Below are 26,191 nucleotides of genomic sequence, written 5' to 3' on the forward strand. Positions count from 1 at the left end.
CCGCCATGCGCAAGTCCGCCAGAATCGCCGCCCTCGCCGCGGCCGGCCTGCTCGCCGCCACCTCGCTCACCGCCTGCGCCAACGACGCGGCCACCACCGCCTCGTCGGACTCCGGCAGCAAGGGCGACGGCAAGGGTGAGAAGGTCAAGATCATGGTGGGTGGCCTCGACAAGGTCATCTACCTGCCCGCCATGCTCACCCAGCGGCTCGGCTACTTCGACGCCGAGGGGCTCGACGTGGAACTGCTGAGCGAGCCGGCCGGCGTGCAGGCCGAGACCGCCCTCGTCTCCGGCCAGGTCCAGGGGGCCGTCGGCTTCTACGACCACACGCTCGACCTGCAGACCAAGGGCAAGGACGTCGAGTCCGTGGTGCAGTTCTCGCACGCGCCCGGCGAGGTGGAGATCGTCTCCAACAAGCGCGCCAAGGACATCACCTCGCCCAAGGACTTCAAGGGCAGGAAGCTCGGCGTCACCGGCCTCGGTTCCTCGACCGACTTCCTCACGAAGTACCTCGCGGTCAAGAACGGTGTGCGGGTCAGCGAGTTCAGCCCGGTCGCCGTCGGCGCCGGTCCGACGTTCATCTCCGCCCTCCAGCAGGGCTCCATCGACGCCGGCATGACCACGGACCCGACCGTCGCCACGGTCCTGCAGAAGAACCTCGGCCAGGTGCTCGTCGACATGCGGACACCGCAGGGGTCGCAGGAGGCACTGGGCGGCCCGTACCCGTCGTCGAGCCTTTACATGCAGACGGACTGGGTCAACAGCCACAAGGACACCGTCCAGAAGCTCGCCAACGCGTTCGTCAAGACCCTCAAGTGGATGTCCACACACTCCGCGAACGAGATCGCCGCCAAGATGCCGGCCGACTACTCGCAGGGCAACAAGACGCTCTACGCGACCGCCATCAAGAGCACGCTGCCGATGTTCACCAAGGACGGCGTGATGCCCGAGGACGGCCCGCAGACGGTCGAGAAGGTCCTCAAGGCGTTCAACCCCAACATCAAGAACGCCACGATCGACCTCGGCAAGACGTACACCACGGAGTTCGTGAAGAAGGCCGCGGGCTGAGCCCGACGGCCGTGCCTCAGGCGCGGGTCGCCCACACGTAGCGGTGTTCGGGGCGGCCCGCGTCGCCGTATTTCAGGGTCAGCGTGGCCCGTCCCGTGCGCTCCAGGAGCTTCAGATAGCGCTGGGCGGTCTGGCGGCTCAGCCCGGTCCGGTCGGCGATCTCCTGGGCGGACAGCGGCCCCGGGGCGTCCACCAGGGCACGGCGTACCAGCTCCGCCGTCGTCGCCGAGTGCCCCTTGGGCAGCCCTGGCTCCGAACCTGCGGACAGAGCGCCGAAGATCCGGTCGACCTCCGCCTGTTCGGCCTCACCGCCGCCGTCGAGGGTGCGCCGCAACTCGGCGTACGCCTCCAGCTTGGCGCGCAGGCCCGCGAAGGCGAACGGCTTGACCAGGTACTGGAGCGCGCCGTGCCGCATCGCGGCCTGGACGGTCTGGATGTCACGGGCCGCCGTCACCATGATCACATCGGTCTGGTGGCCGCGTCGGCGCATCTCCTGCACGACCGCGAGCCCCGTGTCGTCGGGCAGGTAGTGGTCCATCAGGACCAGGTCGAGGTGGGGCAGCGTCTCCATCTGCCGCAGCGCGTCGGCCGCGTTGTGCGCCTGGCCGGCCACCCGGAAGCCGGCGACCTTCTCCACATACGCGGCGTTGACCCGGGCGACCCGGGGGTCGTCGTCCACGACCAGTACGTCGATCGGCCGGATCATCGCGACTCCTCCTCGGGGGTCGGGGCGGGCGTTTGCGGGGCAGGCGTCGTGTCCGCCGGTGCCCGACGGGCGGGGACGAGGGCCCCGCGGTCTGCGGCGGCCGGCTCCGGTTCCTCGAGCGCCTCGGGGAGGACGACGACGAACTCCGCGCCTCCTCCGTCCGCGTCGGTCACCCGGGCGTTGCCTCCCTGGCGTTCGGCGAGACGGCGCACCAGGGACAGCCCGATGCCGCGCTTGCCGTGCGCCGGGGGCTGCTTGGTGGACCATCCGTCCGTGAAGACCAGCTCCCGGCGCTCGGCGGGTATTCCGGGACCTGTGTCACGCACCCTGAGGACAGCCGTGCGCCCCTCCGCACGCAGTTCGACCTCCACGCGCGCGTGCGGAGTGCCGGCGACGGCGTCGAGTGCGTTGTCGACCAGGTTCCCTACGATCGTGACCAGACCTCTGGGGTCGATCAACCGGTCCGGCAGCAGTGTCCGGTCCGCGATCCACAGGGCCACCCCGCGCTCGGCGGCGACCGTCGCCTTGCCCACCAACAGGGCCGCGAGCAGCGGGTCGTGGATCTTCTCGGTGACCTGTTCCGCCGTGGCCCTGTGGTCGCCCACCACCTCGCCGACGAACTCCACGGCGTCCTCGTACATCTCCAGTTCCAGCAGTCCCAGAAGCGTGTGCATGCGGTTGGCGTGTTCGTGGTCCTGCGCGCGCAGGGCGTCGATCAGACCGCGTGTGGAGTCCAGTTCGCGGCCCAGCTGTTCCAGCTCGGTGCGGTCGCGCAGGGTGGCGACGGCGCCTCCGTCGTCGGTTGGCATGCGGTTGGCGACGAGGACCCGGTGCCCGCGCACGGTCAGCAGGTCGGTGCCCGTGACCCGTCCGGCCAGCACATCGGTCGTACGGCCCTCGCCGAGCGCGTCGTCCAGGGAGCGGCCGACGACCTCGTCACCGATGCCCAGTAGGCGCTGCGCCTCGTCGTTGACCAGACGCACCCGGCCCTCGCGGTCCAGGGCGACGACGCCCTCCCTGATGCCGTGCAGCATCGCCTCGCGTTCGGCGAGCAGCGCGGAGATGTCCGAGAAGGCGAGATCACGGGTCTGCCGCTGAACCCTGCGCGAGATCAGGTACGCGGCCAGCGCGCCGATCGCCAGGGCCGCGCCCGCGTACGCGAACAGGCCCGGGATCGCGTGGATCAGCCGGGCCCGGACGCTGTCGTACTCGATGCCGACGGAGACCGCTCCGATGATCTCGCCGTGCGCGTCCCGCAGCGGCACCTTGCCGCGGGCCGAGCGGCCCAGGGTGCCGCTGTCGATCGCCATGACGTCCCTGCCGGCCAGGGCGCCGCTCGGGTCGGTGGAGACGACCTTGCCGATCTGTGTGGTGTCCGGGTGCGACCAGCGCACCCATCGGGTGTTCATCACCACGACGTACTCGGCGTGGCTTGCCTTGCGGATGCGTTCGGCCTCCGCCTGCACGGGCCCCTCGGGCGACGGCCGCGTCGCCTGCAGATCCCTGGCGATCTGCGGCTGGGCCGCCGTGGTCTGCGCGATCGCGAGGGCCCGGCGCATCGCCTGGTCGTCCAGCAGACGGCTGAGCGGCGCCAGGAACAGCCCGGTGGCGAGCACGGCCACGCCCGCGGCGATCGCCACCTGCATCAGCAGGACCTGCGAGAACATCCGCCGCGGCAGACCGAGGCGCAGTCGTCGTGCAGGGGCAGAGGGGCTCATGGGTACGACGGTACGGGGACGGGCGGGCCGTGCCGTAGGGGGTGTGGCGTGGATCTCCTGTGCGGTGCGGGTGCGTCCCGTCACGGGAGCCGCCCTAGTTCCGCGCAGGGCCCGCCGATCAGCAGTGCGCCGGGTGGGCGGCGACCGCGGTGCGCAGCTCCCGTACCGACACCACGTCCATCCGCGCCGGGGAACCCAGCACCGACCCGCAGCTCTCCGGGCGCGGCGGCAGCGAGGCGCCCTGGGCCACGACGACGCGCCACAGGCGGCCGTCGGTGTGGGCCACGGTGACCTTCCAGCGGGGCGCCGCGCCGTCGGTGCGGAGCACGGTCAGCGCTCCCGCCGTGTACTCGTGGGCCGCCGTGCGCACCGCGAGCTCCGCGGCCTGCGCGGGCCGCTCCCAGGCGGAGCTGCCGCGGCATCCCTCGACCACGACCCGCCCTTCGCGCACGGCCTGGAGAACCTCCTTGACGTGGGCGGCCTGGGCCCGCCCGTACGCGTATCCGAACGGCAGGACGAGCACTGTGGGGGAGAAGCGGTGGCCGCCGAGATGGGTGACCTCCCAGACGCCGTGGACGCCGGAGGTGGCCAGCTCGGCCGCGAGGGGACGGCCGAGGAGGGCGCAGCAGCGGTCGCGCCTGCCGTTGGTGCAGACGAAGGCGAGCGGGTCGCCGGTGTGCGGCCGTCCCTGGAGAACCGAGTCGAAGCTGTGCGGGTCGCCCGCGCCCAGGGCGGCGAAGTCCAGATCGAGCAGCTGCTGCGGCGCGGAGGTCGTGGCGGCGTGCAGCCAGACGTTTCCGGGCACGGTGTGCGCCACGTAGATCTGCCGTTCGGCGGGCGTACCGCAGTCGGCGTGCCGCCCGGGGCGGCGGATGAGGGCGATCCGTACGCCGGTGCCCTCCGCGGCCGCCTCCAGGGCGCGGCCGAGGGCCCGGTCCAGGTGGCTGGAGGTGAGCGCCTTGGGACCCCAAGGGCCGGGCTGTTCCAGGAGCAGCCAGGTCCTCGCGGTCGCCGCGGTACCCGCTAGGGGCTCGTCGAGGTCCCGGGACGCGGTCGTGCACGTACTCACAGAGGTGAGCCTAACCTGAGTTGGCCGACGGTGAGAGTCGGGCTCACTCGGGGAGCGGCTGTGGCGGGCGCGCACCCGTGTACCGGCCGCTGGGACGCATGCGCGGGGGCGCTCCTCGTACTCCTCCAGGGTGTGGGCGATCCAGTCCCAGCCCGTGGAGCAGTGCGACGGCGAAGACGGTCTCGCCGGCCGTGGCGTCCATGCCGGAAGAGGCCGTGAAGCGGTGCCGGCGGTGGCATGAGGGCCGGAGAACCGTCGGGCCTCGATGCCGTTCGCATTGAGGCCCCGGGTGGAAGGGTGGAGGAGCGCCCGTCACTCATGCATCGGGGATGTCCGCTTTCGCGTGGAGCAGCGTTTCGCGGCTGATGACGACGATCCGTTCATAGTCTGCCCGTGAGGCGTCGGGCGGCAGCTCCGCGTCAAGAGCATCCGTGGCCTCTGTGCCGATGACGGCGAAGTTGCCGTCGCTCAGCTCGAAGATGTCGGGGCAGCTCTGCCCCGAGACGCTGCCGCGCTCCCGGGGCGAGGCGCCGACTCGACGCACGATCTTCAAGTCCGTTCCTAGCCTGGTCGAGGGACGGGCCGAGGGGTGCGTGGGACGCTGCACGGGCTGATGGCCTCCTTCGTCCGGTATAGCTCATGAGGGGGCCCGGAAGAACTCATGAGTGGCCGCCGCTCCTCGTGGGAAAGGCAGCCCTGCACAGGGAATGCGAAGCCTGCGGGGATGTTTCACCGCATCAGACTCGGGGAAGAGTACAGCCCGCGCCAGCCACGCGTCTTCCCATCGATACCGTGAGTTGACGTCCGTCACTCCTCTGGCAGTTCCCCCACCACCCACCACTGCTCCCCGTCCTCCTGCTCCCGGATCAGGGCGTCCATGTCGCGGACCAGGTCGTCCATCAACGCTCCGAGCCTGGCTTCCTCGGACGAGGCGGGCAGGCTCTCGCGATGGCGGCGCGTGGCCGCCCAGTACTCGCGGAAGATGTCGTTGCGGCAGATCATCCGAAGATGCCCGTACAGCTCGTTGAGACTCAGCGCCCCGATCCGGTGGTAATACAGGGCGTTGATGTAGAGGGCGTTGGCGAAGAGGTACTGGCGCTGCTTGTCCGGTGGGACGTCCGTGTCGTACGTGTGCAGGACGGCTGCCAGCGCGGGGTCGTCCATGGCCTTGCACAGCAACTCGAAGTGGAGCCGGTGTTGCTCCACGAGCGCCGCGCGTTTGTGCCGGCGCGAGCCCCAACCGGTCATGGAGCCGAAGGCGGCTGCCATCTTCGCCCTGGTGAGGGAGCCAAGCCCCCGTATGCCGGAGCTCTGTGTGACCATGTCAACCCCCGAATCAGGCGACCGTCCGCCGGTCGTCGGGTGCGGGTCGACTGGTGGGGACCGGCGAGCGATGGGCGGCGCGCTTGCCGTCTCCCAGGGTGCCGAGCGGCTCTGATCGGCCGGGAGGCGGAGAGGAGGCGCACGGAGGGAAGCGAGGGTCGCACGCTCCAGCGCCATGCCCAACGTCTGCCCCGCAAGTGGTGCTAACAATCGTTCACTTCGCGCGGTTTCCCCGCACTCGTATCCTGGGTCGGCATTCAATCCTCGTACGAGAGCCGACCCGTTGCGGCGTGAGCCGGTCCGCGAGCCGTCCCCGTACGGCCGCCGGTCCGCACGCCGGCGGGCGCACGGGTGTGAAAAGGGGCGCACAGTGACCCAGTCGTCGAGTCCGCAGCAGATTCCGGTCGTCGTACTCGCCGGGTTTCTGGGTTCCGGCAAGACCACCCTGCTCAACCACCTCCTCCACCACAGCGGAGGCAGCCGCATCGGGGCGGTCGTCAATGACTTCGGGGCCATCGAGATCGACGCGATGGCCGTGGCCGGGGCGCTGGGGGACTCCACCGTCTCCCTCGGCAACGGATGCCTGTGCTGCGCCGTCGACGCGAGCGAACTCGACCTCTACCTCGACCGCCTCGCCCAGCCCTCCGCCGGCATCGACGTCATCGTCATCGAGGCCAGCGGACTCGCCGAACCGCGGGAACTGGTCCGCATGGTGCTGGCCAGCGAGCAGCCGCGCGTCGTCTACGGCGGGCTCGTCGAGGTCGTCGACGCCGTCGAGTTCGACGCCACCCGCGAGAGACATCCCGAGGTCGACCGCCATCTCGCCCTCGCCGACCTCGTCGTCGTCAACAAGACCGACCGAGCCGAGGACAGCGAGCGGGTCCTGCGGGTGGTGCGGTCGCTCGCCGACCGTGCCGCCGTCGTCCCGGCCGCCTACGGTCGCATCGACCCGGAGTTCCTCTTCGACTGCCGGCCGGCCGAGGAGCGCGTCGGGCAGCTGTCCTTCGACGACATCCCCCGACAGGACGAGCACGGGCACGACGATGCGCACCACGCCCATCTGCACACCGCGTACGACAGCCTGTCCTTCCGCTCCGACGTACCCCTGAACCCCCGTCGGCTGCTGGACTTCCTCGACAGCCGCCCCGAGGGCCTGTTCCGGATCAAGGGGTACGTCGACTTCGGCCCGGCGGATCCGCACAACCGGTACGCCCTGCACGCGGTGGGGCGGTTCCTGCGGTTCTACCCGGAGCCGTGGGGGACCGGCGACGAGCGGCTCACCCAGCTCGTCCTCATCGGGTCGGGCATCGACACCGCCGCCCTCGACAAGGAACTCCAGGCGTGCACGGACGACGCCCCGCACGCCGACGAGCACAGCATGTGGGGCGTCCTCCGCTACGTCCAGGACAAGGAGGCCGCGGCTCCTCAGGCCGAGGCCCCTCAGGGCCTCGGCGACCTCAAGGGCTGACCTACACCGGTCCCGCCACCGCCGCGACCGTCTTCGGAAGCGACACGCCCGAGCCGTCGCGCCGCGGGTCGATCTCGGGCAGCTCGGCCGGCGTGCCGTTCTTCTGCGCCGCCCGGGCCGGGGTGGCGCCCGCCCACGCGAACGACAGGCAGTCCTCGCCCTTCAGGAACCGCTGGCAGCGCACACCGCCCGTGGCGCGGCCCTTGCGCGGGTACTGGTCGAACGGCGTCATCTTGGCCGTGGTCTGCACCGAGTCGTCCAGCGTGCCGCGCGATCCGGCGACCGTGAAGACCACCGCGTCGGCCGCCGGGTCCACCGCCGTGAACGAGATCACCTTGGCGCCCTCGGTCAGCTTGATGCCCGCCATGCCGCCCGCCGGACGGCCCTGCGGGCGGACCTGGGAGGCCGGGTAGCGCAGCAACTGGGCGTCGTCCGTGATGAAGACCAGGTCCTCCTCGCCCGTGCGCAGCTCGACCGCACCGACGATCCGGTCGCCCTCCCTGAGGGTGATGACCTCCAACTCCTCCTTGTTCGCCGGGTAGTCGGGGACCACGCGCTTGACCACGCCCTGTTCCGTGCCGAGCGCGAGGCCCTGGGAGGACTCGTCCAGCGTCGTCAGGCACACCACCGTCTCGTCCTCCGTCAGGGAGACGAACTCCGAGACCGGCGCGCCCCCGGACAGGCTCGCCCGCGTCGCCGTCTCCGGCAGCTGCGGAAGGTCGATCACGTTCACCCGCAGCAGTCGCCCGGCGGACGTCACCACGCCCACCTCACCGCGCGCCGTCGCCGGGACGACGGAGACGATCACGTCGTGCTTGGCGCGCCTGCCGTCGGTGTCCTCCTCGAAGGGGTCGTTGTTGGCCGTGCGCGCCAGCAGGCCCGTCGACGACAGCATCACCCGGCAGGGGGCGTCCTCGACCTGCAGCGGAACCGTCGGGGCGGGGACACCGGAGGACTCCAGCAGCACCGTGCGCCGGTCGGTGCCGAACTTCTTGGCCACCGCGGCCAGTTCGTTGGAGACCAGCTTGCGCAGCTCCGCGTCCGACTCCAGGATCCGGGTCAGCTCCTCGATCTCGGTGTTGAGCCGGTCCTTCTCCGCCTCCAGCTCGATGCGGTCGTACTTCGTCAGACGGCGCAGCGGCGTGTCGAGGATGTACTGCGTCTGGATCTCGCTCAGCGAGAAGCGCTCCATCAGGCGCTCCTTGGCCTGCGCGGAGTTGTCGCTGGAGCGGATCAGACGGATGACCTCGTCGATGTCCACCAGCGCCGTCAGCAGACCCTCGACCAGGTGGAGGCGGTCGCGCTTCTTGCCGCGGCGGAACTCCGAGCGGCGGCGGACCACGTCGAAGCGGTGGTCCAGGTAGACCTCGAGGAGCTCCTTGAGGCCCAGCGTCAGCGGCTGGCCGTCGACCAGGGCCACGTTGTTGATGCCGAAGGACTCCTCCATGGGCGTCAGCTTGTAGAGCTGCTCCAGGACCGCCTCCGGCACGAAGCCGTTCTTGATCTCGATGACCAGGCGCAGGCCGTGCTCCCGGTCGGTGAGGTCCTTGACGTCGGCGATGCCCTGGAGCTTCTTCGAGCCCACCAGGTCCTTGATCTTGGCGATCACCTTCTCGGGGCCGACCGTGAAGGGAAGCTCGGTGACGACGAGGCCCTTGCGGCGCGCCGTCACGTCCTCCACGGAGACCGTGGCCCGCATCCTGAAGGTGCCGCGGCCCGTCTCGTACGCGTCGCGGATCCCGGGCAGCCCCACGATCCGGCCGCCGGTGGGCAGGTCCGGGCCCGGGACGTGCTTCATCAGAGCGTCCAGGTCCGCGTTCGGATACCGGATCAGATGGCGGGCGGCCGCGATCACCTCGCGCAGGTTGTGCGGCGGCATGTTCGTCGCCATGCCGACCGCGATGCCCGACGCGCCGTTCACCAGCAGGTTCGGGAAGGCGGCGGGCAGGGCCACCGGCTCCTGCTCCTGGCCGTCGTAGTTGGGCGCGAAGTCGACCGTGTCCTCGTCGATCGACTCGGTCATCAGACCCGACGCCTCGGCCATCCGGCACTCGGTGTACCGCATGGCGGCCGGCGGGTCGTCGTTGCCCAGCGAGCCGAAGTTGCCGTGGCCGTCGACCAGCGGCACGCGCATCGAGAAGGGCTGGGCCATGCGCACCAGGGCGTCGTAGATCGACGCGTCGCCGTGCGGATGCAACTTACCCATGACCTCGCCGACGACGCGGGCGCACTTCACATAGCCGCGGTCGGGGCGCAGGCCCATCTCGTTCATCTGGTAGACGATCCGCCGGTGCACCGGCTTGAGGCCGTCGCGGGCGTCCGGCAGGGCCCTTGAGTAGATGACCGAGTACGCGTACTCGAGGAAGGAGCCCTGCATCTCGTCCACGACGTCGATGTCGAGGATCTTCTCCTCGTACGAGTCGTCGGGTGGCGGGGTCTTCGTGCTGCGGCGGGCCATCGCTGCCGGCTCCTTCACCGTCTGTGCTGGGCATGGAAACGAATCTGACGCCGACCATTGTGGACCGCCGCACCGACAACGGGGACCGGGGCCCGTCCGTGGGGTCTTGAAACCGGCCCGTAGGCGATCTCGAGCGTCCCGGCCCCCCGACGCGTCAACGACGAGCCTCCCCCACCCCCCGTAATCATGGTCTCGCTCTCGGCGTACGCCGCCCGGGAACTTCGCCACCGGTCGGCACGCTTGCATACAGTGACAGGACCGGCAGGAAACCGCGGTTTCCGCGACAGCTTCCGCGATCGAAGGGACGTACATGCCCATGGGTCACACGGCCACAGCCGAGGCAGGCTCCGGGGGCCTGACAGCGACCGAGCACCGCTTGGCCAACGGCCTGCGCGTGGTGCTCTCCGAGGACCATCTGACCCCGGTCGCGGCGGTGTGCCTCTGGTACGACGTCGGCTCCCGCCACGAGGTTCAGGGGCGCACGGGTCTCGCCCACCTCTTCGAACACCTGATGTTCCAGGGCTCCGCCCAGGTCAAGGGCAACGGCCACTTCGAGCTGGTGCAGGGAGCGGGCGGCTCGCTCAACGGCACCACCAGCTTCGAGCGCACCAACTACTTCGAGACCATGCCCGCCCACCAGCTGGAGCTCGCCCTCTGGCTGGAGGCCGACCGCATGGGCTCCCTGCTCGCCGCGCTCGACGACGAGTCCATGGAGAACCAGCGGGACGTCGTGAAGAACGAGCGCCGCCAGCGCTACGACAACGTCCCCTACGGCACCGCCTTCGAGAGGCTGACCGCGCTCGCCTACCCGGAGGGCCACCCCTACCACCACACGCCGATCGGGTCGATGGCCGATCTGGACGCGGCGACCCTGGAGGACGCACGCGCGTTCTTCCGCACCTACTACGCACCGAACAACGCGGTGCTGTCCGTCGTCGGCGACATCGACCCCCAGCAGACCCTCGCCTGGATCGAGAAGTACTTCGGGTCCATCCCGTCCCACGACGGCAAGCCGCAGCCGCGCGACGGCTCGCTGCCCGAGGTCATCGGCGAGCAACTGCGCGAGGTCGTCGAGGAGGAGGTTCCGGCGCGCGCCCTGATGGCCGCCTACCGGCTGCCGCACGACGGCACACGCGCGTGCGACGCGGCCGACGTGGCGCTCACGATCCTCGGCGGCGGCGAGTCCTCCCGCCTGTACAACCGGCTCGTGCGGCGTGACCGCACCGCCGTCGCCGCCGGCTTCGGCCTGCTGCGGCTCGCCGGGGCGCCCTCGCTGGGGTGGCTGGACGTGAAGACCTCCGGCGACGTCGAGGTGCCCGTCATCGAGGCCGCCATCGACGAGGAACTCGCCCGGTTCGCCGAGCGGGGCCCGACGGCCGAGGAAATGGAGCGCGCCCAGGCGCAGTTGGAGCGCGAGTGGCTGGACCGGCTCGGCACGGTCGCGGGCCGCGCGGACGAACTGTGTCGGTACGCCGTGCTGTTCGGTGACCCCCAGCTCGCCCTGACCGCCGTGAAGCGCGTGCTCGAGGTCACCGCCGAGGAGGTGCAGGAGATCGCCAAGGCCCGCCTGCGCCCCGACAACCGCGCGGTGCTCGTGTACGAACCGGTCGCGGAAGAGGCCGGGGCCCCGGAAGCAGCCGAGACCACCGACGAGACCGAGGAGTCGGCGAAGTGACCGAGCTCGCGACCATGGAGTTCCACCCGCAGCCCCAGCCCGGCGAGGCCCGGCCCTGGGCGTTCCCGGCGCCCGAGCGCGGCACGCTGGACAACGGCCTGACCGTGCTGCGCTGCCACCGGCCCGGTCAGCAGGTCGTCGCCGTCGAGGTGCTCCTCGACGCGCCCCTGGACGCCGAGCCGGCCGGCCTCGACGGCGTCGCCACGATCATGGCGCGCGCCTTCTCCGAGGGCACCGACAAGCACTCCGCCGAGGAGTTCGCCGCCGAGCTCGAGCGCTGCGGCGCCACCCTCGACTCGCACGCCGACCACCCCGGCGTCCGCCTCTCCCTGGAGGTGCCGGTCTCCCGCCTCCCCAAGGCGCTCGGACTGCTCGCCGACGCCCTGAGGTCGCCGGCGTTCGCGGACAGCGAGGTGGAGCGCCTGGTGCGCAACCGCCTCGACGAGATCCCGCACGAGATGGCCAACCCGGCCCGCCGCGCCGCCAAGGAACTCTCCAAGGAGTTGTTCCCGGTGTCCTCGCGCATGTCGCGCCCGCGCCAGGGCACCGAGGAGACGGTCGCGAACATCGACGCCGCGGCCGTCCGCGCCTTCTACGAGCGGTTTGTGCGCCCCGCGACGTCCACCGCGGTCGTGGTCGGCGACCTCACCGGGATCGATCTGGACGAGCTCCTCGGTGACACCCTCGGCGCCTGGACGGGGGAGCCGTCCAAGCCGCGTCCGGTGCCCCCGGTGACCGCCGACGACACCGGCCGCGTGATCATCGTGGACCGGCCCGGCGCCGTCCAGACCCAGCTGCTCATCGGCCGTGTCGGGCCCGACCGTCACGACCGCGTGTGGCCCGCGCAGGTGCTCGGCACGTACTGCCTCGGGGGCACCCTCACCTCCCGCCTGGACCGCGTCCTGCGCGAGGAGAAGGGCTACACCTACGGGGTGCGGGCCTTCGGGCAGGTGCTGCGCTCCGCGCCCGACGGCACGGGCGCCGCGATGCTCGCCATCAGCGGCTCCGTCGACACGCCGAACACCGGCCCGGCGCTCGACGACCTGTGGAAGGTGCTGCGCACCCTCGCCGCCGAGGGCCTGACGGACGCCGAGCGCGACGTCGCCGTACAGAACCTGGTGGGGGTGGCACCGCTGAAGTTCGAGACGGCGGCGGCCGTCGCGAGCACGCTCGCCGACCAGGTCGAGCAGCACCTGCCGGACGACTACCAGTCGACGCTGTATCAGCAGCTGGCCGCTACGGGCACGGTGGAGGCCACCGCGGCCGTGGTGAACGCCTTCCCGGTGGACCGTCTGGTCACCGTGCTGGTGGGCGACGCCGCGCAGATCAAGGAACCCGTCGAGGCGCTCGGTATCGGCGAAGTGAGCGTCGTCGCCGCCGAGTAGAGCGAACCGTACGCGCGCGTGCGCCGCGCCCGTCCCGGGGCCCTGGTGACTTTCCGTGTCACCAGGGCCCCGCCCATTGGCGGGTTTGTCCGTATTGCCACAGAGGTTGCCTCTCTGCCCTGTGGGATGCGCTACAAACCCCGTCCTCCGTTTGCTGATTGAAAGACGGTCCCCTTAGCGTCATTCGGGCTGTCCGTCAGGCAGTGCGCCGCACCCGCGGCACCGGACAGTCATCGCCGAGTCCCCGTACGGCGCGAGCCAGGGGAGCCGGGGACCCAAAACCGCAGTCCCTGGGGTGAATCGGGCGCGAGCCCGTAGGAGACCTTCCTGCTCCGAACCCGTCAGCTAACCCGGTAGGCGAGAGGGAAGGAAAGGACCAGCCACTTCATGGCGTTCACCTGCGCCACCGGGAAGCACCGTCGCCCGAGCCGTGTGAAGCGTACGACTGCGAACGCCGTCGGCGTGGCAGCGCTCACCACCAGCGGTGTCATCGGCACCCTGGCCGCCCCGGCCCTCGCCGCCGGCGCCCCCGTCGAGCAGACCGGGCTGCTCCAGACCGTCACCCTCGGCGACTCGGTCGCCGAGAAGATCGACGCACAGGCCGCCGCCCAGAAGCAGGCCGCCGAACAGAAGCAGGCCGAGGAGGCCGCGCGCAGGAAGGCCGCCGAGAAGGCGCGCCAGGAGCGCGAGGCCAAGGAGCGGGCCGCACGCGAGGCCGAGCGCCGGCGTCTCAACGCGTTCGTGCCGCCGATCTCCAACTCCTACGTGTCCACCGGTTACAAGACCGGCGGCTCCCTGTGGTCCTCCGGCTCCCACACCGGCATCGACTTCCACGCCGCCACGGGCACGCCCGTGCACGCCGTCGGCGCCGGCACCGTCGTCCAGACCGGCTGGGGCGGCGCGTACGGCAACCAGATCGTCATCAGGATGAACGACGGCACCTACACCCAGTACGGCCACCTGTCGTCCATCGGGGTCTCCGTGGGCCAGAGGGTCGTCCCCGGCCAGCAGATAGCCCTCGCCGGGTCCACCGGCAACACCACCGGGCCGCACCTGCACTTCGAGGCCCGTACCACTCCCGAGTACGGCTCGGACATCGACCCCGTGGCCTACCTGCGCTCGCACGGCGTGAACGTCTGACGGCCCGCGCCCGCGACGGGCGCGCCCGCACCCGACGGCCCCGGCTGATCAGCCGGGGCCGTCGTCGGCTTTCGAACGGCTGTGTGTCCAAAAAAAATCCCTGGATTCCGACCCGCCGTCGGAATTTCCCGCCCACTGCAATAGAGTCGGTTGAACACGCGTCAATCGCGTACGTTTCGCGGGGATTAAGGCGGAGGTCGGTCATGCGTATTCCGGCGCACGCGGTCTGCACGGCGATCCGTGATGACATCGTCGCGGGTGTCTACGAGCGCGGCGGCCGGCTCACCGAGGAACTCCTCGCGCGCCGCTACGGCGTCTCCCGCGTCCCCGTGCGCGAGGCGCTGCGCACCCTGGAGGCCGAGGGCTTCGTGGTCACCCGCCGGCACGCGGGCGCGTGTGTGGCGGAACCCACCGAGCAGGAGGCCGCCGACCTGCTGGAGATGCGGATGCTGCTGGAGCCGCTCGGGGCCGCGCGAGCCGCGCAGCGGCGTACCGAGGCCCACCTCAAGGTGCTGCGCGGCCTGGTCAGACTGGGCCAGGAGCGGGCCAGGAGGGGCCACAGCGAGGATCTGCGCTCCCTGGGCGGCTGGTTCCACGAGACGCTGGCGCAGGCCTGTGGGAGCCCCGCGCTGACCTCGACGCTCGCCCAGCTGCGGCACAAGATCACATGGATGTACGCGGTCGACGCACCGGTCGACCCAGTGGAGTCCTGGGCCGAGCACGGCGGCATCGTGGACGCCGTCGCGCGCGGGGACGGCGAGCGGGCGCGGGCGATCACGGCGCTGCACACGGAACGCTCCACGGCCGCCCACCGGCTCCGCTTTCCCGGCGGGACGGACCGCGCGGACCGTGTGAGGACCTCGCAACACCCCGTAAACATGTCGGCACTCCGGCATTAACACAGGCGCCGTATACAAAGAGGGATATTCGGCTGAGGCCCTGTTTTCGGCTGCCTGTTTTTCGCGTGCGTCCATAAATTTGACGTGCGCTGTTCCGGTATGTCGTGTGCGCTTTTATTCGCGCTGACGAATACACCGTGGGCCGTTTTTTCTTGCGTGCGCCGTTCCTCGCCGTTCCTCGCCGTTCCCTGCGCCGTGACTGTGGTCACCGCCGGCTGTCGCCCTCCGGACGGGAGCTGCCCGGCACGACGACAGCCGCGCCGCCATGGAGGCGACGCGGCTGAAGCGGGGTGCTGCTTGCCCGAAGGGTCAGACGGTCTCGGGGAGTTCCTCGAGGCCCTCGGCGACCAGCTTGGCCAGGCGGTCGAGCGCGGCGTCCGCACCCTCCGCGTCGGAGGCCAGGACGATCTCCTCGCCGCCCTGGGCGCCGAGGCCCAGAACCGCCAGCATGGACGCGGCGTTGACGGGGGTACCGCCCGCCTTGGCGATCGTCACCGGGATGCCGGAGGCCGTGGCTGCCCGGACGAAGATGGAGGCGGGGCGGGCGTGGAGACCCTCGGCCCAGCCGACGTTGACGCGGCGCTCAGCCATGTGTTGCTGCCCTTCAGGTGTATCAGGGTTGTCTAGACCAGTGTTCCATAGGTGAAGCGTGCCCGGAAGGGCATCGTCCCGTCCCCGGCGGGCCGGGGCCGGCCCCCTCAGCCTGCCTCGCGCCGCTTAGGGACGCGAGCCTTACTCTGGGGCCCATGCAGACCACGTCGGACCGGCACGAGTACCCCGCCCACTGGGAGGCCGACGTGGTGCTGCGCGACGGCGGCACCGCGCGCATCAGGCCCATCACCGTCGATGACGCCGAGCGCCTCGTCAGCTTCTATGAGCAGGTCTCGGACGAGTCGAAGTACTACCGCTTCTTCGCGCCGTACCCGCGCCTGTCCGCCAAGGACGTCCACCGCTTCACGCACCACGACTTTGTGGACAGGGTGGGACTCGCGGCCACGGTCGGCGGCGAGTTCATCGCAACCGTACGCTATGACCGCATCGGTACCGACGGCCTGCCCGCCTCCTCGCCTGCCGACGAGGCCGAGGTGGCCTTCCTCGTGCAGGACGCGCACCAGGGACGCGGCGTCGCCTCCGCCCTGCTCGAACACATCGCGGCGGTGGCCAGGGAGCGCGGCATCCGCCGGTTCGCCGCCGAGGTGCTGCCCGCCAACACCAGGATGATCAAGGTGTTCACGGACGCCGGGTACCAGCAGAAGCGCAGCTTCGAGGACGGTGTCGTACGCCTCGAGTTCGACCTGGAGCCCACCGACCGGTCGCTGGCCGTCCAGCGAGCCCGGGAGCAGCGGGCCGAGGCACGGTCCGTGCAGCGGCTGCTCGCACCCGGCGCGGTCGCCGTGATCGGCGCCGGCCGCACGCCCGGGGGAGTGGGCCGCAGCGTTCTCGACCATCTCAGGGACGGCGGGTACACCGGCCGCCTGTACGCGGTGAACCGGGCGTTCGCCGCGGACCGGGAGGACCTCGACGGCGTCCCCGCCCACCGCTCGGTCCGCGACATCTCCGAGCCGGTCGACCTCGCCGTGGTGGCCGTGCCCGCCGAACACGTCCCCGAGGTCGTCACCGAGTGTGGCGAGCACGGGGTGCAGGGGCTCGTGGTGGTCTCCGCCGGGTACGCCGAGAGCGGGCCCGAGGGGCGGGAGCGACAGCGGGAGCTGGTGCGGCAGGCGCGGTCGTACGGCATGCGGATCATCGGGCCGAACGCCTTCGGGATCATCAACACCTCGCCGCAGGTCCGGCTCAACGCCTCCCTCGCCCCAGAAATGCCCCGTCCCGGGCGCATAGGGCTGTTCGCACAGTCGGGCGCCATCGGGATCGCCCTGCTGTCACGGCTGCATCGGCGCGGCGGAGGTGTGACCGGCGTCACGGGTGTCTCGACCTTCGTCTCCTCCGGGAACCGGGCGGACGTGTCCGGGAACGACGTCCTCCAGTACTGGTACGACGACCCGGACACCGACGTCGCCCTGATGTATCTGGAGACCATCGGCAACCCGCGCAAGTTCAACCGGCTCGCGCGGCGCACGGCGGCGTCCAAACCGCTCGTGGTGGTGCAAGGGGCGCGGCACGGGGGCGCGCCCCAGGGGCATGCGGTACGGGCCACACGCCTGCCGCACGCCACGGTGTCCGCGCTGCTGCGGCAGGCCGGGGTGATCCGGGTGGACACGATCACGGAACTGGTGGACGCGGGCCTGCTGCTGGCCCGCCAGCCGCTGCCCGTGGGGCCCCGGGTGGCGATCCTCGGGAACTCGGAGTCGCTGGGGCTGCTGACGTACGACGCCTGCCTCACGGAGGGACTGCGGCCCTCGCCGCCGCTCGATCTCACGACGGAGGCGTCGGCCGAGGACTTCCACCGGGCGCTGGTCGGCGCGCTGGCCGACGACTCCTGTGATGCCGTGGTCGTGACGGCGATACCGGCGGTGGGGGAGACGTCTCCCGGGGACGCGGAGTTGGCGGAGGCGTTGAGGTCCGCCGCCGCGGCGGCTCCCGCGAAGCCCGTGCTGGTGGTGCACGTGGAGCTGGGCGGGCTGGCAGAGGCCCTGTCCGCCGCCGCGAGCACGGGGCCCCAGGCCGGCACCGCGGGACGACCGCAGCAGGAGGTCGGGGGCGCTGTACAGCCGCCCGCGACCGAGGCGCCGCCGGACTCCCGGCTCATCCCCGCCTACCCCGCCGCCGAGCGCGCCGTCCGGGCCCTCGCCGAAGCCGTCAAGTACGCGCAGTGGCGGCGGGAGGCCGCCGAGCCCGGCAAGGTGCCCGAGTTCGACGACATCGACGAGAAGGGCGCCGCCCGGCTGATCGACGGCCTGCTCGCGCGCGGCCAGGGGCTCACACTCGGCACGGACGAGACCTGTGACCTGCTCGCGCGCTACGGCATCCAGGTCCGCCGGGCGCTGCAGGCTCCCACCCCCGAGGCCGCTCTCGAGGCCGCCCGCACGATCGGCTACCCGGTGGCACTCAAGGCCACCGCCCCGCACCTGCGCCACCGCGCCGACCTGGGCGGCGTACGCCTCGACCTGGCCGACGAGGAACAACTGCGGCGGGCGTACGCCGAGTTGACGTCCCTGTTCGGAAAGCCGGAGGAACTGCGGCCGGTCGTGCAGGGCATGGCGCCACGCGGCGTCGACACCTTCCTGCGGACGGTCATCGATCCCGCGGCCGGGGCCGTCCTGTCGTTCGGGCTCGCCGGGGCCGCCTCCCAGCTGCTCGACGACATGGCGCACCGACTGGTCCCGGTCACCGACCGCGACGCCACCTCCCTGGTCCGGTCGATCCGGACCGCCCCGCTCCTGTTCGGCTGGCGCGGCTCCGATCCCGTGGACACGCCCGCCCTCGAAGAGCTGATGCTGCGCGTGTCACGGCTGGTCGACGACCATCCGGAGGTCGTCGCGGTCACCCTGGAGCCCGTCGTGGTCGCCCCGCGCGGCCTGAGCGTGCTCGGAGCCACCGTCCGGCTCGCGCCCCCGCCCGCCCGCGACGACCTCGGCCCGCGCAGGCTCCCGGTGTACTGAGCAGCGGCGAGCGGTGCCTCGCAGTCAGTGCGCCCCCGTAGGATGGACGGCATGGCCAAGACCAGTACGACGACCCAGGGGCTGCGCGCGGCGATCGAGCGCAGCGGCTACTACCCGGCGCTCGTGGCCGAGGCGGTGGAAGCCGCGGTGGGCGGCGAGCCCATCCGGTCGTACCTGGTCCACCAGGAGACCACCTTCGACGCCAACGAGGTGCGCCGGCACGTGACCGTGCTGGTCCTCACCGGCAACCGCTTCATCGTCAGCCACACCGACGAGCAGGCCGCGGACGACACCTCCCCGACGCCGTACGCGACGACGTCGACGGAATCCGTGAAGCTCGGCCGGATCGCCTCGGTCGTCCTCAGCCGCGTCGTCGCCAACCCGGAGTCGTACACACCGGGCACGCTGCCCCGCGAGGTCGTCCTGACCATCGGCTGGGGCGCGGTCTCCCGCATCGACCTGGAACCCGCCGCCTGCGGCGACCCCAACTGCGAGGCCGACCACGGCTACACGGGCAGCTCGACGGCGGACGACCTGAGCCTGCGCGTCAGCGAGGCGGGGGACGGCCCGGAGACGGTGCGCCAGGCGCTCGCCTTCGCGCAGGCCCTCTCCGAGGCGACCGCGGACGAATCCCGCTGATGGCACTCCCCGCCTGGGCCGACCACCCGGAGCCGCTGGCCCTCGGCTCCGCGCCCGTCCCCGAGTACGGCTCGGGCTCGCTGGCCGATGTCCTGCCCACCCTGGCGGCGGGCATGGGGGTGCCCGGCCAGAACGCCGCCATACCGGAACTGACCGCCGCCGACCGCAACTGCGTCTTCCTGATCGATGGGCTCGGCTGGGAGCAGCTGAAGGCGCACCCCGACGAGGCGCCCTTCATGACCTCGCTCCTGGCGTCCTCCCGCGGGGGCACGGGGCGGCCCATCACCGCCGGCTACCCGGCGACCACGGCGACCTCGCTGGCCTCCGTCGGCACCGGCCTGCCCCCGGGCGCGCACGGCCTGCCCGGCTACACCGTGCGCAACCCGGACACCGGGGAGCTGATGAACCAGCTGCGCTGGCAGCCGTGGACCCCGCCGCAGGTCTGGCAGCCGTACCCGACCGTGTTCCAGCTCGCTCACGACGCCGGTGTGCACACCGCACAGGTCTCCTCCCCGGCGTTCGAGAACACCCCGCTGACGAAGGTCGCGCTCAGTGGCGGAACGTTCCGCGGGAAGCTGACCGGCGAAGACCGCATGGACCTGGCGGCCGAGCAACTGGCCGCCGGCGAGCGCTCCTTGGTGTACACGTACTACTCCGAGCTGGACGGCGCCGGCCATCGATTCGGCGTCGAATCCGACACCTGGCGCGGCCAGCTCATGTACGTCGACCGGCTGGTCCAGCGCCTGGCCGAGCAGCTGCCGCCGCGCACCGCCCTGTACGTGACCGCCGACCACGGCATGCTCGACATCCCGTTCGACGAGCGGCACCGCATCGACTTCGACGAGGACTGGGAGCTGCGCGCCGGCGTCGCCCTGCTCGGCGGCGAGGGGCGCGCACGGCACGTCTACGCGCTGCCGGGCGCCGGGAACGACGTCCTGACCTGTTGGCGCGAGGTCCTCGGCGAGCAGTTCTGGGTGGCCTCGCGGGACGAGGCGATCGCGGCGGGCTGGTTCGGCCCCCATATCGACGACCGCGTGTACCCGCGCATCGGTGACGTGGTCGCCGCGGCCCATGACGACGTGCTGATCATCGCCTCCGAGCGGGAGCCGAAGGAATCGGCCATGGTCGGCAACCACGGCTCGATGACGGCCGTGGAACAGCTGGTGCCCCTGCTGGAAGTGCGCACCTGACCTCCATCTGACCGCCACCCGAGCGTGGTGCGCGCCCGCGCGCCCAGTACGCTCCTGAAGATCCCCCATGCCCTCCGCCCCGCCCGAAAGGCCTCGATCTCCCATGCCCGAGCTGGTGTTCTTCTCCGGAACCATGGACTGCGGGAAGTCGACACTGGCTCTCCAGATCGAGCACAACCGCTCCGCGCGCGGCCTCCAGGGCATGATCTTCACCCGGGACGACCGGGCGGGCGAGGGCAAGCTCTCCTCCCGCCTGGGTCTGGTGACCGACGCCGTGGAGGTGGGCGACGGACAGGACCTGTACGCCCACGTCGTCGACCACCTCTCCCAGGGCGGGCGAGCGGACTACGTGATCGCGGACGAGGCGCAGTTCCTGGCGCCGGAGCAGATAGACCAGCTGGCCCGTGTGGTCGACGACCTCGGTCTCGACGTCTACGCCTTCGGTATCACGACCGATTTCCGCACCAAGCTCTTCCCCGGCTCGCAGCGCCTGGTGGAGCTGGCCGACCGGGTCGAGGTCCTCCAGGTGGAGGCGCTGTGCTGGTGCGGCGCCCGCGCGACGCACAACGCGCGCACGGTGGGCGGCGAGATGGTGGTCGAGGGCGCCCAGGTCGTCGTGGGCGACGTGACCCAGTCGGCGGACGAGATCGGTTACGAGGTGCTGTGCCGCCGCCACCACCGGCGCCGTATGACGGCGGCCGCCGCGCGCGCGGCGGCCCTCTCCCCGGACGTCCTGCCGGTGTCGTCCATCTGACGCCCCGGCGATTCACCCGTCAGGAGTCGGCTCGGTCGAGCGGGCTCACCACCGAGAACGTCGCGCCCTCCGGGTCCGCGACCGCGACCACACGGCCCAGGGCGGTGCTGCGACCGGGACTCACGACGCGTCCGCCCAGCTCGGTGACCCGCTCGGCGGCCGTGTCGGCGTCCTCGACCCGGAAGTGCGTCAGCCAGTGCGGACCCCGGTCGCGGGGGAGGGCGTGCCCGACACCGTGGATGCCGGCGACCGGACGGCCCTCGATGTGCAGGGTGCGGTAGTCGGAGTCGGCGGTCGACACCGGCTCCTCCTCGTAGCCGAAGACCGTCCGGTAGAACGTGGCGACGCTCGCCGTGTCGTAGGTCAGCAGCTCGTTCCAGGCAGGGGTGCCGGAGACGCCGGTCAGGCCGGTGCCGAGGTGTTCGGCCGCCTGCCAGATGCCGAACACCGCGCCCGTCGGGTCGCAGGCGATCGCCAGGCGCCCGGCCTCGGCGGCGTCCAGCGGACCGACCCCCACCGTGCCGCCGCAGCTGCGGACCGCCTCGGCGGTCGCGTCCACGTCGTCCGAGCCGAGGTACGGCGTCCAGGCGATCGGGAGATGGCGGTCAGGCGGCAGTTGGCCGATGCCCGCCACCTCGTAGCCGTGCAGCACGGCCCGTACATAGGGCCCGAGTTGCTGCGGTCCCGGGCGGAACTCCCAGCGGAACAGCGCCCGGTAGAACTCCTGGGTCGCGGCCATCCCGTGCACCATCAGACTCACCCAGCACGGTACGCCGGGCGCCGGCCTCTCGTGCGCCGTGCCGGTCAGGCCCGCCGACCCCGGTGCCTCGATCATCGTCACTCTCTCCTCGGCCCTTCGTGGTGGCCGTTCAGCTTCCGCCCGGGTGCACCTGTGCCGGGTGGGCGCGGGTGCACGGTCCGCGCCGATGGTCGCACCACCGGTCGCACCACGGGCTCCGGCCGCGCCGTGCGGTACGGCTCCCGGCCACAGGGGCTCGAGGGGACGGTGCTCGTGCGTCGCGGTGTGATCGCCGTGTGCGGTCCATCGGCTGTACAGCATGTGCCCGATCCCGTACAGCGCGTGATCGGACCTGTCCGGCGGAGCAGAGTAGCGGGACCTGGGCGAGAGGGCCACCCCGTGCGCGAGGATGGGGCCATGAAGGCCATCATCACCGCATCCGAACTCGCGAGCGAACTGGCGGGAGCGCGGCCGCCGACGCTCCTGGACATCCGCTGGCAGCTGAGCACCGCGACGGCGGCCGGCGCCGCTCCTTTCGACGGCCGTGCCGAGTACGCGGCCGGACACGTTCCGGGGGCCGTCTTCGTCGACCTGGACACCGATCTCGCGGATCCGCCGGGGCCGGCCGGTCGGCATCCGCTGCCCGGCATCGAGCGTTTCGGTGCGGCGATGCGGGCCGCAGGCGTCTCCTCGGACCGGCCGGTGGTGGTGTACGACGGCGGGCAGGGCTGGGCCGCCGCGCGCGCGTGGTGGCTGCTGCGCTTCGCGGGTCACCCGGATGTGCGGGTGCTCGACGGCGGTCTGTCCGCCTGGGAGGGGTCCCTGGCCTCCGGGATCGAAACGGCGCCCGAGCCGGGCGACTTCCGGCCCGCACCGGGTGCGCTGCCGCTGCTCGACGCGGACGGCGCGGCGGCGCTCGCCCGCACGGGGCTGCTCCTGGACGCGCGGGCCGGTGAGCGCTACCGGGGCGAGGTCGAGCCGATCGACCCGGTGGGCGGGCACATTCCGGGCGCGGTGTCGGCGCCGACGGCTCAGAACCTGACCGAAACCGGCCACTTCCTACCCCAGGAGGAACTCGCCGAGCGCTTCAAGGCGCTCGGCGTCACCGAGGGCACCGAGGTCGGCGTGTACTGCGGCTCGGGCGTCTCCGCGGCCCAGCAGGTGCTGGCGCTGACGCTCGCCGGCATCCCGGCCGCGCTGTACGTGGGGTCGTGGTCGGAGTGGTCGTCGGACAGCAACCGCCCCGTGGCGGTGGGCCCCGACCCGCAGTGAGCGTGGCGGTGGGGTGTACGCCGCCTCGACGTACACCCCACCGCTCAGAGCCTGTGTTCCGGTCCGGCTACTCCTGCTTCTTGCGGCGCGTACCGAACACGATTTCGTCCCAACTCGGGACCGCCGCTCTGCGGCCCGGGCGGACACCGTCCGCCTCGGCCTGACGGTCCGTCGCGCCGATCAGCCGGTCGCGGTGGCTGCCGACCGTGCGCGGCATGAGAACGTCCGCGTACGCCGATCCGGCCGAGGCCGAGGCCGCGGGAGGCTCCTCCGCCGCGGGTTCCTGTACGGGCTCCTCCGGCTCCTCGGCGGGCCGCTCGGGCACGACCAGGTCGCCGCGGAAGCTCGGCACCGCCTCCAGGAGGCTGGTGAGCGAGTCCCGCTCGCCGGTACTCTCCTCCGCCGGCTCGGTCGCCTGCGACGGCAGCGCGGGACGGTCCGACTGCCGCTCCGGGGCGCGGTCGAGCCGGCCCTCGCGGGGCAGACGGGCGATCCGTGGCACGAAGGGGTAGCTCGGCTCGGGCGCCGACAGGTCGTCGGACTCGCCGATCAGCGCGCGCGCCTCGTCGTCGACGGCCTGGACGAGTCGGCGGGGCGGGTCGTAGGTCCAGGTCGCCGAGTGCGGTTCGCCCGCCACCCGGTAGACCAGGATCACCTCCCAGGTGCCGTCGTCGCGGCGCCAGGAGTCCCACTGGACGGTGTCCTTCTCGGCGCCGCGCAGCAGCAGCCGCTCCTGGACGGCCTCGCCGAGCTGGGGACCGGTGTTCTCGCCCGGCCGGCGCACGGGTGTCTTGCGTGCCCGCTCGGCCATGAAGGCACGCTCGGCCAGTACGGGGCCCTCGAAGCGGCGCACGCGGTCGACGGGGATACCGGCGAGCTGGGCGACCTCCTCCGCGGACGCACCGGCACGTATACGGGCCTGGATGTCGCGGGGGCGGAGATGGCTCTCCACCTCGATCTCGATCTGGCCGAGGCGGGGACGATCGCCGCGCACGGCGGCGCGGAGCCGTTCGTCGATCGGAAGCGTGTACTCCGTGCTGTCCGCAGCCTTCAGCACCAGCCGTGTGCCGTCATTGGAGACGGCCACGACACGCAGTTCGGGCATGGGGACCTCCCGGGTGGTGCCTGCCGACGTCACGTGCGTCGCTGCTTCCGCTAGTCGAGTGTGGCCTGCCCGGGTGCAGCCTGCCACAACCTTGCCGAGTTGCCCGGCGTGTCGGGCACGGGCCCTGCATCGCCGTTATGGCACGGTTACCTATTCGCAACGCAAAGTGACCAACTCTGTCACCCTGTGCAACTAGCCCCCTCCCGGCGGTCCAGCAAGGCCCCGGACACCCTGGCGGGAGACCGGACCCAGGGCTCGCAACAGTACTCCATTCGGGCCACGCGCGTGGATCGGCACGCCGCCCAAGTTCTGGCAAGGGGTACGAGTTGGCCGTCCGGTGCGCCGTTTTCGTGGCCCTCAAACGTGGCGTACTTCATCTGACCGGCAGAAACGGAACGATTCGCTTCGAGTGTCGCCGTGTTTCTGAGCGTCCCTCAACTCGCGGTGCCCCGGCCGAACGAAATCCTCTAGTCCCCCAGCACCCGGCGCAGATAGTCGTTGCCGAAGAGCCGGTCCGGGTCGAGGCGGTCCCTCAGTGCGGTGAACTCGCCGAAGCGCGGGTAGGTCTTGGCCAGGTACTCCGCGTCGCGCGTGTGCACCTTGCCCCAGTGGGGGCGCCCCTCGTGTGCCGTGAAGATGCGCTCGGCGGCGGTGAAGTACGCCTGATAGGGCGTCCCGCGGAACATGTGTACGGCGACGTAGGCGCTGTCCCGGCCGGACGCCGTGGACAGGGCGATGTCGTCGGCCGGGGCGGTGCGGACCTCGACGGGGAAGCTGACGCGCAGGTCCGACCGGTCGACCATGGTCTTCAGTTCGCGCAGCGTCTCGACCAGGGCCTCGCGCGGGACGGCGTACTCCATCTCCACGAACCGCACCCGGCGCGGGGATGTGAAGACCTGGTAGGGGATGTCGGTGTACGTACGGGCCGACAGGGCGCGGCTCGATATCCGGGCGATCGCCGGGATCGTGGCGGGCACGGCCTGGCCGACCAGGTTGGCCACGTGGAAGACGCCGTTGGAGAGGAACTCGTCCTCGAACCAGCCGCTCACCTGCCCGATCGGCCGACGGGGCCCGAGACTGCGGTTGTTGCGCTTGGTGTTGGTGTTCCCGGTGTGCGGGAACCAGTAGAACTCGAAGTGCTCGTTCTCGGCCCACAGTTCGTCGAACTCGGCGAGGACCTTCTCGAACGGCATCGGTTCTTCGCGGGCGGTGAGCAGGAAGAGGGGCTCCACCGCGAAGGTGATCGCGGTGATGATCCCGAGTGCGCCCAGGCCGATGCGGGCGGCCGAGAAGACGTCCGGGTTCTCCCGCTCCGAACAGGTGAGCACCGAGCCGTCCGCCGTCACCAGTTCGAGCCCCTTGATCTGCGCGGCGATCGAGCCGGAGTCCCGGCCGGTGCCGTGCGTGCCGGTGCTGGTGGCGCCCGAGACGGTCTGCTCCATGATGTCGCCCATGTTCGTGAGGGACAGTCCCTCGCGCGCGAGCGCCGTGTTGAGTCTCTTGAGGGGAGTGCCCGCCTCGACGGTGACCGTGCCGGCCGCACGGTCGATGCCGCGGATCCCGGTCAGCAGTTGAGGGCGGATCAACACGCCGTCGGTGGCGGCGGTGGCCGTGAAGGAGTGTCCGGTGCCGACGGCCTTCACCCTGAGCCCGTCCTCGGCCGCCTTCCGCACGGCGGCGGAGAGCTCCTCGACCGAGGCGGGGGTGACCGCCCGTACGGGCCGGGCGGTGACGTTCCCCGCCCAGTTACGCCACGTGCCGCTCTTCCCGCTCACTGTGGTGCTCATGGGACCCTCCCCGCCGCGGATCCGGCCTGCCCGGCCGATGACGCCCGTACGGCCGTTCGACGAGAGCCGTTGTGATCACCGAGGGTGCGACGGACAGGCCCGCAACGAACAGCGCCATGATCGGAGACGGTAAGTTTCCGACCGGTAGGAAGGGGATCATACTCACGGCCCCGGCAGGTGCGCCCAGCAATCGTCGGCGGTGGGCGGCCGGTCCTCCTGTCGGTGGCGGGTGGCAGG

The 26,191-nt window shown here is 71.5% G+C and carries 21 protein-coding genes, 2 pseudogenes and 1 riboswitch; of the genes and pseudogenes, 11 read left to right on the forward strand and 12 right to left on the reverse strand.

Annotated features, from left to right (window positions below; translation table 11 throughout):
• Positions 1-5: 5 nt before the first annotated feature.
• Positions 6-1,067: an ABC transporter substrate-binding protein gene (locus tag N8I84_RS29665; RefSeq protein WP_263232486.1), complete on the forward strand. Its 1,062-nt coding sequence runs from the start codon at positions 6-8 to the stop codon at positions 1,065-1,067.
• A gap of 16 nt (positions 1,068-1,083) precedes the next feature.
• On the opposite strand, the gene N8I84_RS29670 is transcribed toward N8I84_RS29665, so the two are convergent.
• The 6 genes and pseudogenes from N8I84_RS29670 to N8I84_RS29695 all read right to left on the reverse strand — a co-directional run bounded on the left by N8I84_RS29670 (position 1,084) and on the right by N8I84_RS29695 (position 5,883).
• Positions 1,084-1,773 carry a response regulator gene (locus N8I84_RS29670; protein WP_263232487.1) on the reverse strand — a complete coding sequence of 230 codons (690 nt, stop codon included), beginning with the start codon at positions 1,771-1,773 and terminating at the stop codon, positions 1,084-1,086.
• The gene (locus N8I84_RS29675; RefSeq protein ID WP_263232488.1) at positions 1,770-3,491 is read right to left on the reverse strand and encodes an ATP-binding protein; all 1,722 of its coding nucleotides are present in this window, start codon (positions 3,489-3,491) and stop codon (positions 1,770-1,772) included. Before N8I84_RS29675 ends, N8I84_RS29670 begins: the two co-directional genes overlap by 4 nt.
• 118 nt (positions 3,492-3,609) lie before the next feature.
• On the reverse strand, positions 3,610-4,560 hold the full coding sequence (locus tag N8I84_RS29680) for a sucrase ferredoxin (RefSeq protein ID WP_263232489.1): 951 nt from the start codon (positions 4,558-4,560) through the stop codon (positions 3,610-3,612).
• 43 nt (positions 4,561-4,603) lie between these two features.
• Positions 4,604-4,780, reverse strand: a pseudogene (locus N8I84_RS29685) (citrate synthase); the annotation flags it as partial.
• Positions 4,781-4,876: 96 nt separating this feature from the next.
• Positions 4,877-5,113, reverse strand: a complete 237-nt coding sequence (locus N8I84_RS29690) for a hypothetical protein (RefSeq protein WP_200418499.1) — start codon at positions 5,111-5,113, stop codon at positions 4,877-4,879.
• A 254-nt stretch (positions 5,114-5,367) separates the two neighbouring features.
• Positions 5,368-5,883 carry a DUF6082 family protein gene (locus N8I84_RS29695; RefSeq protein ID WP_263232490.1) on the reverse strand — a complete coding sequence of 172 codons (516 nt, stop codon included), beginning with the start codon at positions 5,881-5,883 and terminating at the stop codon, positions 5,368-5,370.
• Between the two features lie 370 nt (positions 5,884-6,253).
• On the opposite strand from N8I84_RS29695, the gene N8I84_RS29700 reads away from it, so the two are divergent.
• Positions 6,254-7,351 (forward strand): CobW family GTP-binding protein, encoded by a 1,098-nt coding sequence (locus tag N8I84_RS29700; RefSeq protein WP_263232491.1) that lies wholly within the window; start codon positions 6,254-6,256, stop codon positions 7,349-7,351.
• Between the two features lies 1 nt (position 7,352).
• Here N8I84_RS29700 and N8I84_RS29705 read toward each other — a convergent pair whose 3' ends face one another.
• On the reverse strand, positions 7,353-9,809 hold the full coding sequence (locus N8I84_RS29705) for a DNA gyrase/topoisomerase IV subunit A (protein ID WP_263232492.1): 2,457 nt from the start codon (positions 9,807-9,809) through the stop codon (positions 7,353-7,355).
• A 310-nt stretch (positions 9,810-10,119) separates the two neighbouring features.
• Here N8I84_RS29705 and N8I84_RS29710 point away from each other — a divergent pair, with 310 nt between their 5' ends.
• The 4 genes from N8I84_RS29710 (at position 10,120) to N8I84_RS29725 (ending at position 14,908) form a co-directional block, all read left to right on the forward strand.
• A complete protein-coding gene (locus N8I84_RS29710; RefSeq protein WP_263232493.1) occupies positions 10,120-11,484 on the forward strand; it encodes a M16 family metallopeptidase in 1,365 nt (454 codons plus the stop codon).
• Complete coding sequence (locus tag N8I84_RS29715; protein WP_263232494.1) at positions 11,481-12,869, forward strand: M16 family metallopeptidase; 1,389 nt, start codon at positions 11,481-11,483, stop codon at positions 12,867-12,869. The genes N8I84_RS29710 and N8I84_RS29715 overlap by 4 nt, the downstream gene beginning before the upstream one ends.
• Positions 12,870-13,093: 224 nt before the next feature.
• Positions 13,094-13,244: riboswitch (cyclic di-AMP (ydaO/yuaA leader) on the forward strand.
• Between the two features lie 12 nt (positions 13,245-13,256).
• Complete coding sequence (locus N8I84_RS29720; RefSeq protein ID WP_263232495.1) at positions 13,257-14,009, forward strand: M23 family metallopeptidase; 753 nt, start codon at positions 13,257-13,259, stop codon at positions 14,007-14,009.
• A 203-nt stretch (positions 14,010-14,212) separates the two neighbouring features.
• On the forward strand, positions 14,213-14,908 hold the full coding sequence (locus N8I84_RS29725; protein ID WP_263232496.1) for a GntR family transcriptional regulator: 696 nt from the start codon (positions 14,213-14,215) through the stop codon (positions 14,906-14,908).
• Positions 14,909-15,217: 309 nt separating this feature from the next.
• Here the strand turns inward: N8I84_RS29725 and N8I84_RS29730 are convergent, their stop codons facing one another.
• On the reverse strand, positions 15,218-15,499 hold the full coding sequence (locus N8I84_RS29730; protein ID WP_103844608.1) for an HPr family phosphocarrier protein: 282 nt from the start codon (positions 15,497-15,499) through the stop codon (positions 15,218-15,220).
• 155 nt (positions 15,500-15,654) lie between these two features.
• Here N8I84_RS29730 and N8I84_RS29735 point away from each other — a divergent pair, with 155 nt between their 5' ends.
• The 4 genes from N8I84_RS29735 to N8I84_RS29750 all read left to right on the forward strand — a co-directional run bounded on the left by N8I84_RS29735 (position 15,655) and on the right by N8I84_RS29750 (position 21,051).
• Complete coding sequence (locus tag N8I84_RS29735; RefSeq protein ID WP_263232497.1) at positions 15,655-18,468, forward strand: bifunctional acetate--CoA ligase family protein/GNAT family N-acetyltransferase; 2,814 nt, start codon at positions 15,655-15,657, stop codon at positions 18,466-18,468.
• 51 nt (positions 18,469-18,519) lie between these two features.
• Complete coding sequence (locus tag N8I84_RS29740; protein WP_263232498.1) at positions 18,520-19,107, forward strand: DUF5998 family protein; 588 nt, start codon at positions 18,520-18,522, stop codon at positions 19,105-19,107.
• Positions 19,107-20,297 carry an alkaline phosphatase family protein gene (locus N8I84_RS29745; RefSeq protein ID WP_263232499.1) on the forward strand — a complete coding sequence of 397 codons (1,191 nt, stop codon included), beginning with the start codon at positions 19,107-19,109 and terminating at the stop codon, positions 20,295-20,297. The genes N8I84_RS29740 and N8I84_RS29745 overlap by 1 nt, the downstream gene beginning before the upstream one ends.
• A gap of 103 nt (positions 20,298-20,400) precedes the next feature.
• A complete protein-coding gene (locus tag N8I84_RS29750) occupies positions 20,401-21,051 on the forward strand; it encodes a thymidine kinase (protein WP_263232500.1) in 651 nt (216 codons plus the stop codon).
• Between the two features lie 19 nt (positions 21,052-21,070).
• Here the strand turns inward: N8I84_RS29750 and N8I84_RS29755 are convergent, their stop codons facing one another.
• Positions 21,071-21,886 (reverse strand): VOC family protein, encoded by an 816-nt coding sequence (locus N8I84_RS29755; protein ID WP_263232501.1) that lies wholly within the window; start codon positions 21,884-21,886, stop codon positions 21,071-21,073.
• A gap of 321 nt (positions 21,887-22,207) precedes the next feature.
• Between N8I84_RS29755 and N8I84_RS29760 the strand changes: the two genes are divergently transcribed.
• Positions 22,208-23,062 carry a sulfurtransferase gene (locus N8I84_RS29760; RefSeq protein ID WP_263232502.1) on the forward strand — a complete coding sequence of 285 codons (855 nt, stop codon included), beginning with the start codon at positions 22,208-22,210 and terminating at the stop codon, positions 23,060-23,062.
• Positions 23,063-23,129: 67 nt separating this feature from the next.
• On the opposite strand, the gene sepH is transcribed toward N8I84_RS29760, so the two are convergent.
• From sepH to N8I84_RS29775, 3 genes and pseudogenes are all read right to left on the reverse strand, one after another.
• The gene (gene sepH / locus N8I84_RS29765; protein ID WP_263232503.1) at positions 23,130-24,167 is read right to left on the reverse strand and encodes a septation protein SepH; all 1,038 of its coding nucleotides are present in this window, start codon (positions 24,165-24,167) and stop codon (positions 23,130-23,132) included.
• Positions 24,168-24,634: 467 nt separating this feature from the next.
• On the reverse strand, positions 24,635-25,954 hold the full coding sequence (locus N8I84_RS29770; RefSeq protein ID WP_263232504.1) for a D-arabinono-1,4-lactone oxidase: 1,320 nt from the start codon (positions 25,952-25,954) through the stop codon (positions 24,635-24,637).
• Positions 25,914-26,162: pseudogene (locus tag N8I84_RS29775) on the reverse strand (hypothetical protein); the annotation flags it as partial. The gene N8I84_RS29770 and the pseudogene N8I84_RS29775, both read right to left, overlap by 41 nt.
• Between the last annotated feature and the right edge of the window lie 29 nt (positions 26,163-26,191).

This window comes from Streptomyces cynarae, assembly GCF_025642135.1.
In the GTDB taxonomy this organism is placed as follows: Bacteria; Actinomycetota; Actinomycetes; order Streptomycetales; family Streptomycetaceae; genus Streptomyces; species Streptomyces cynarae.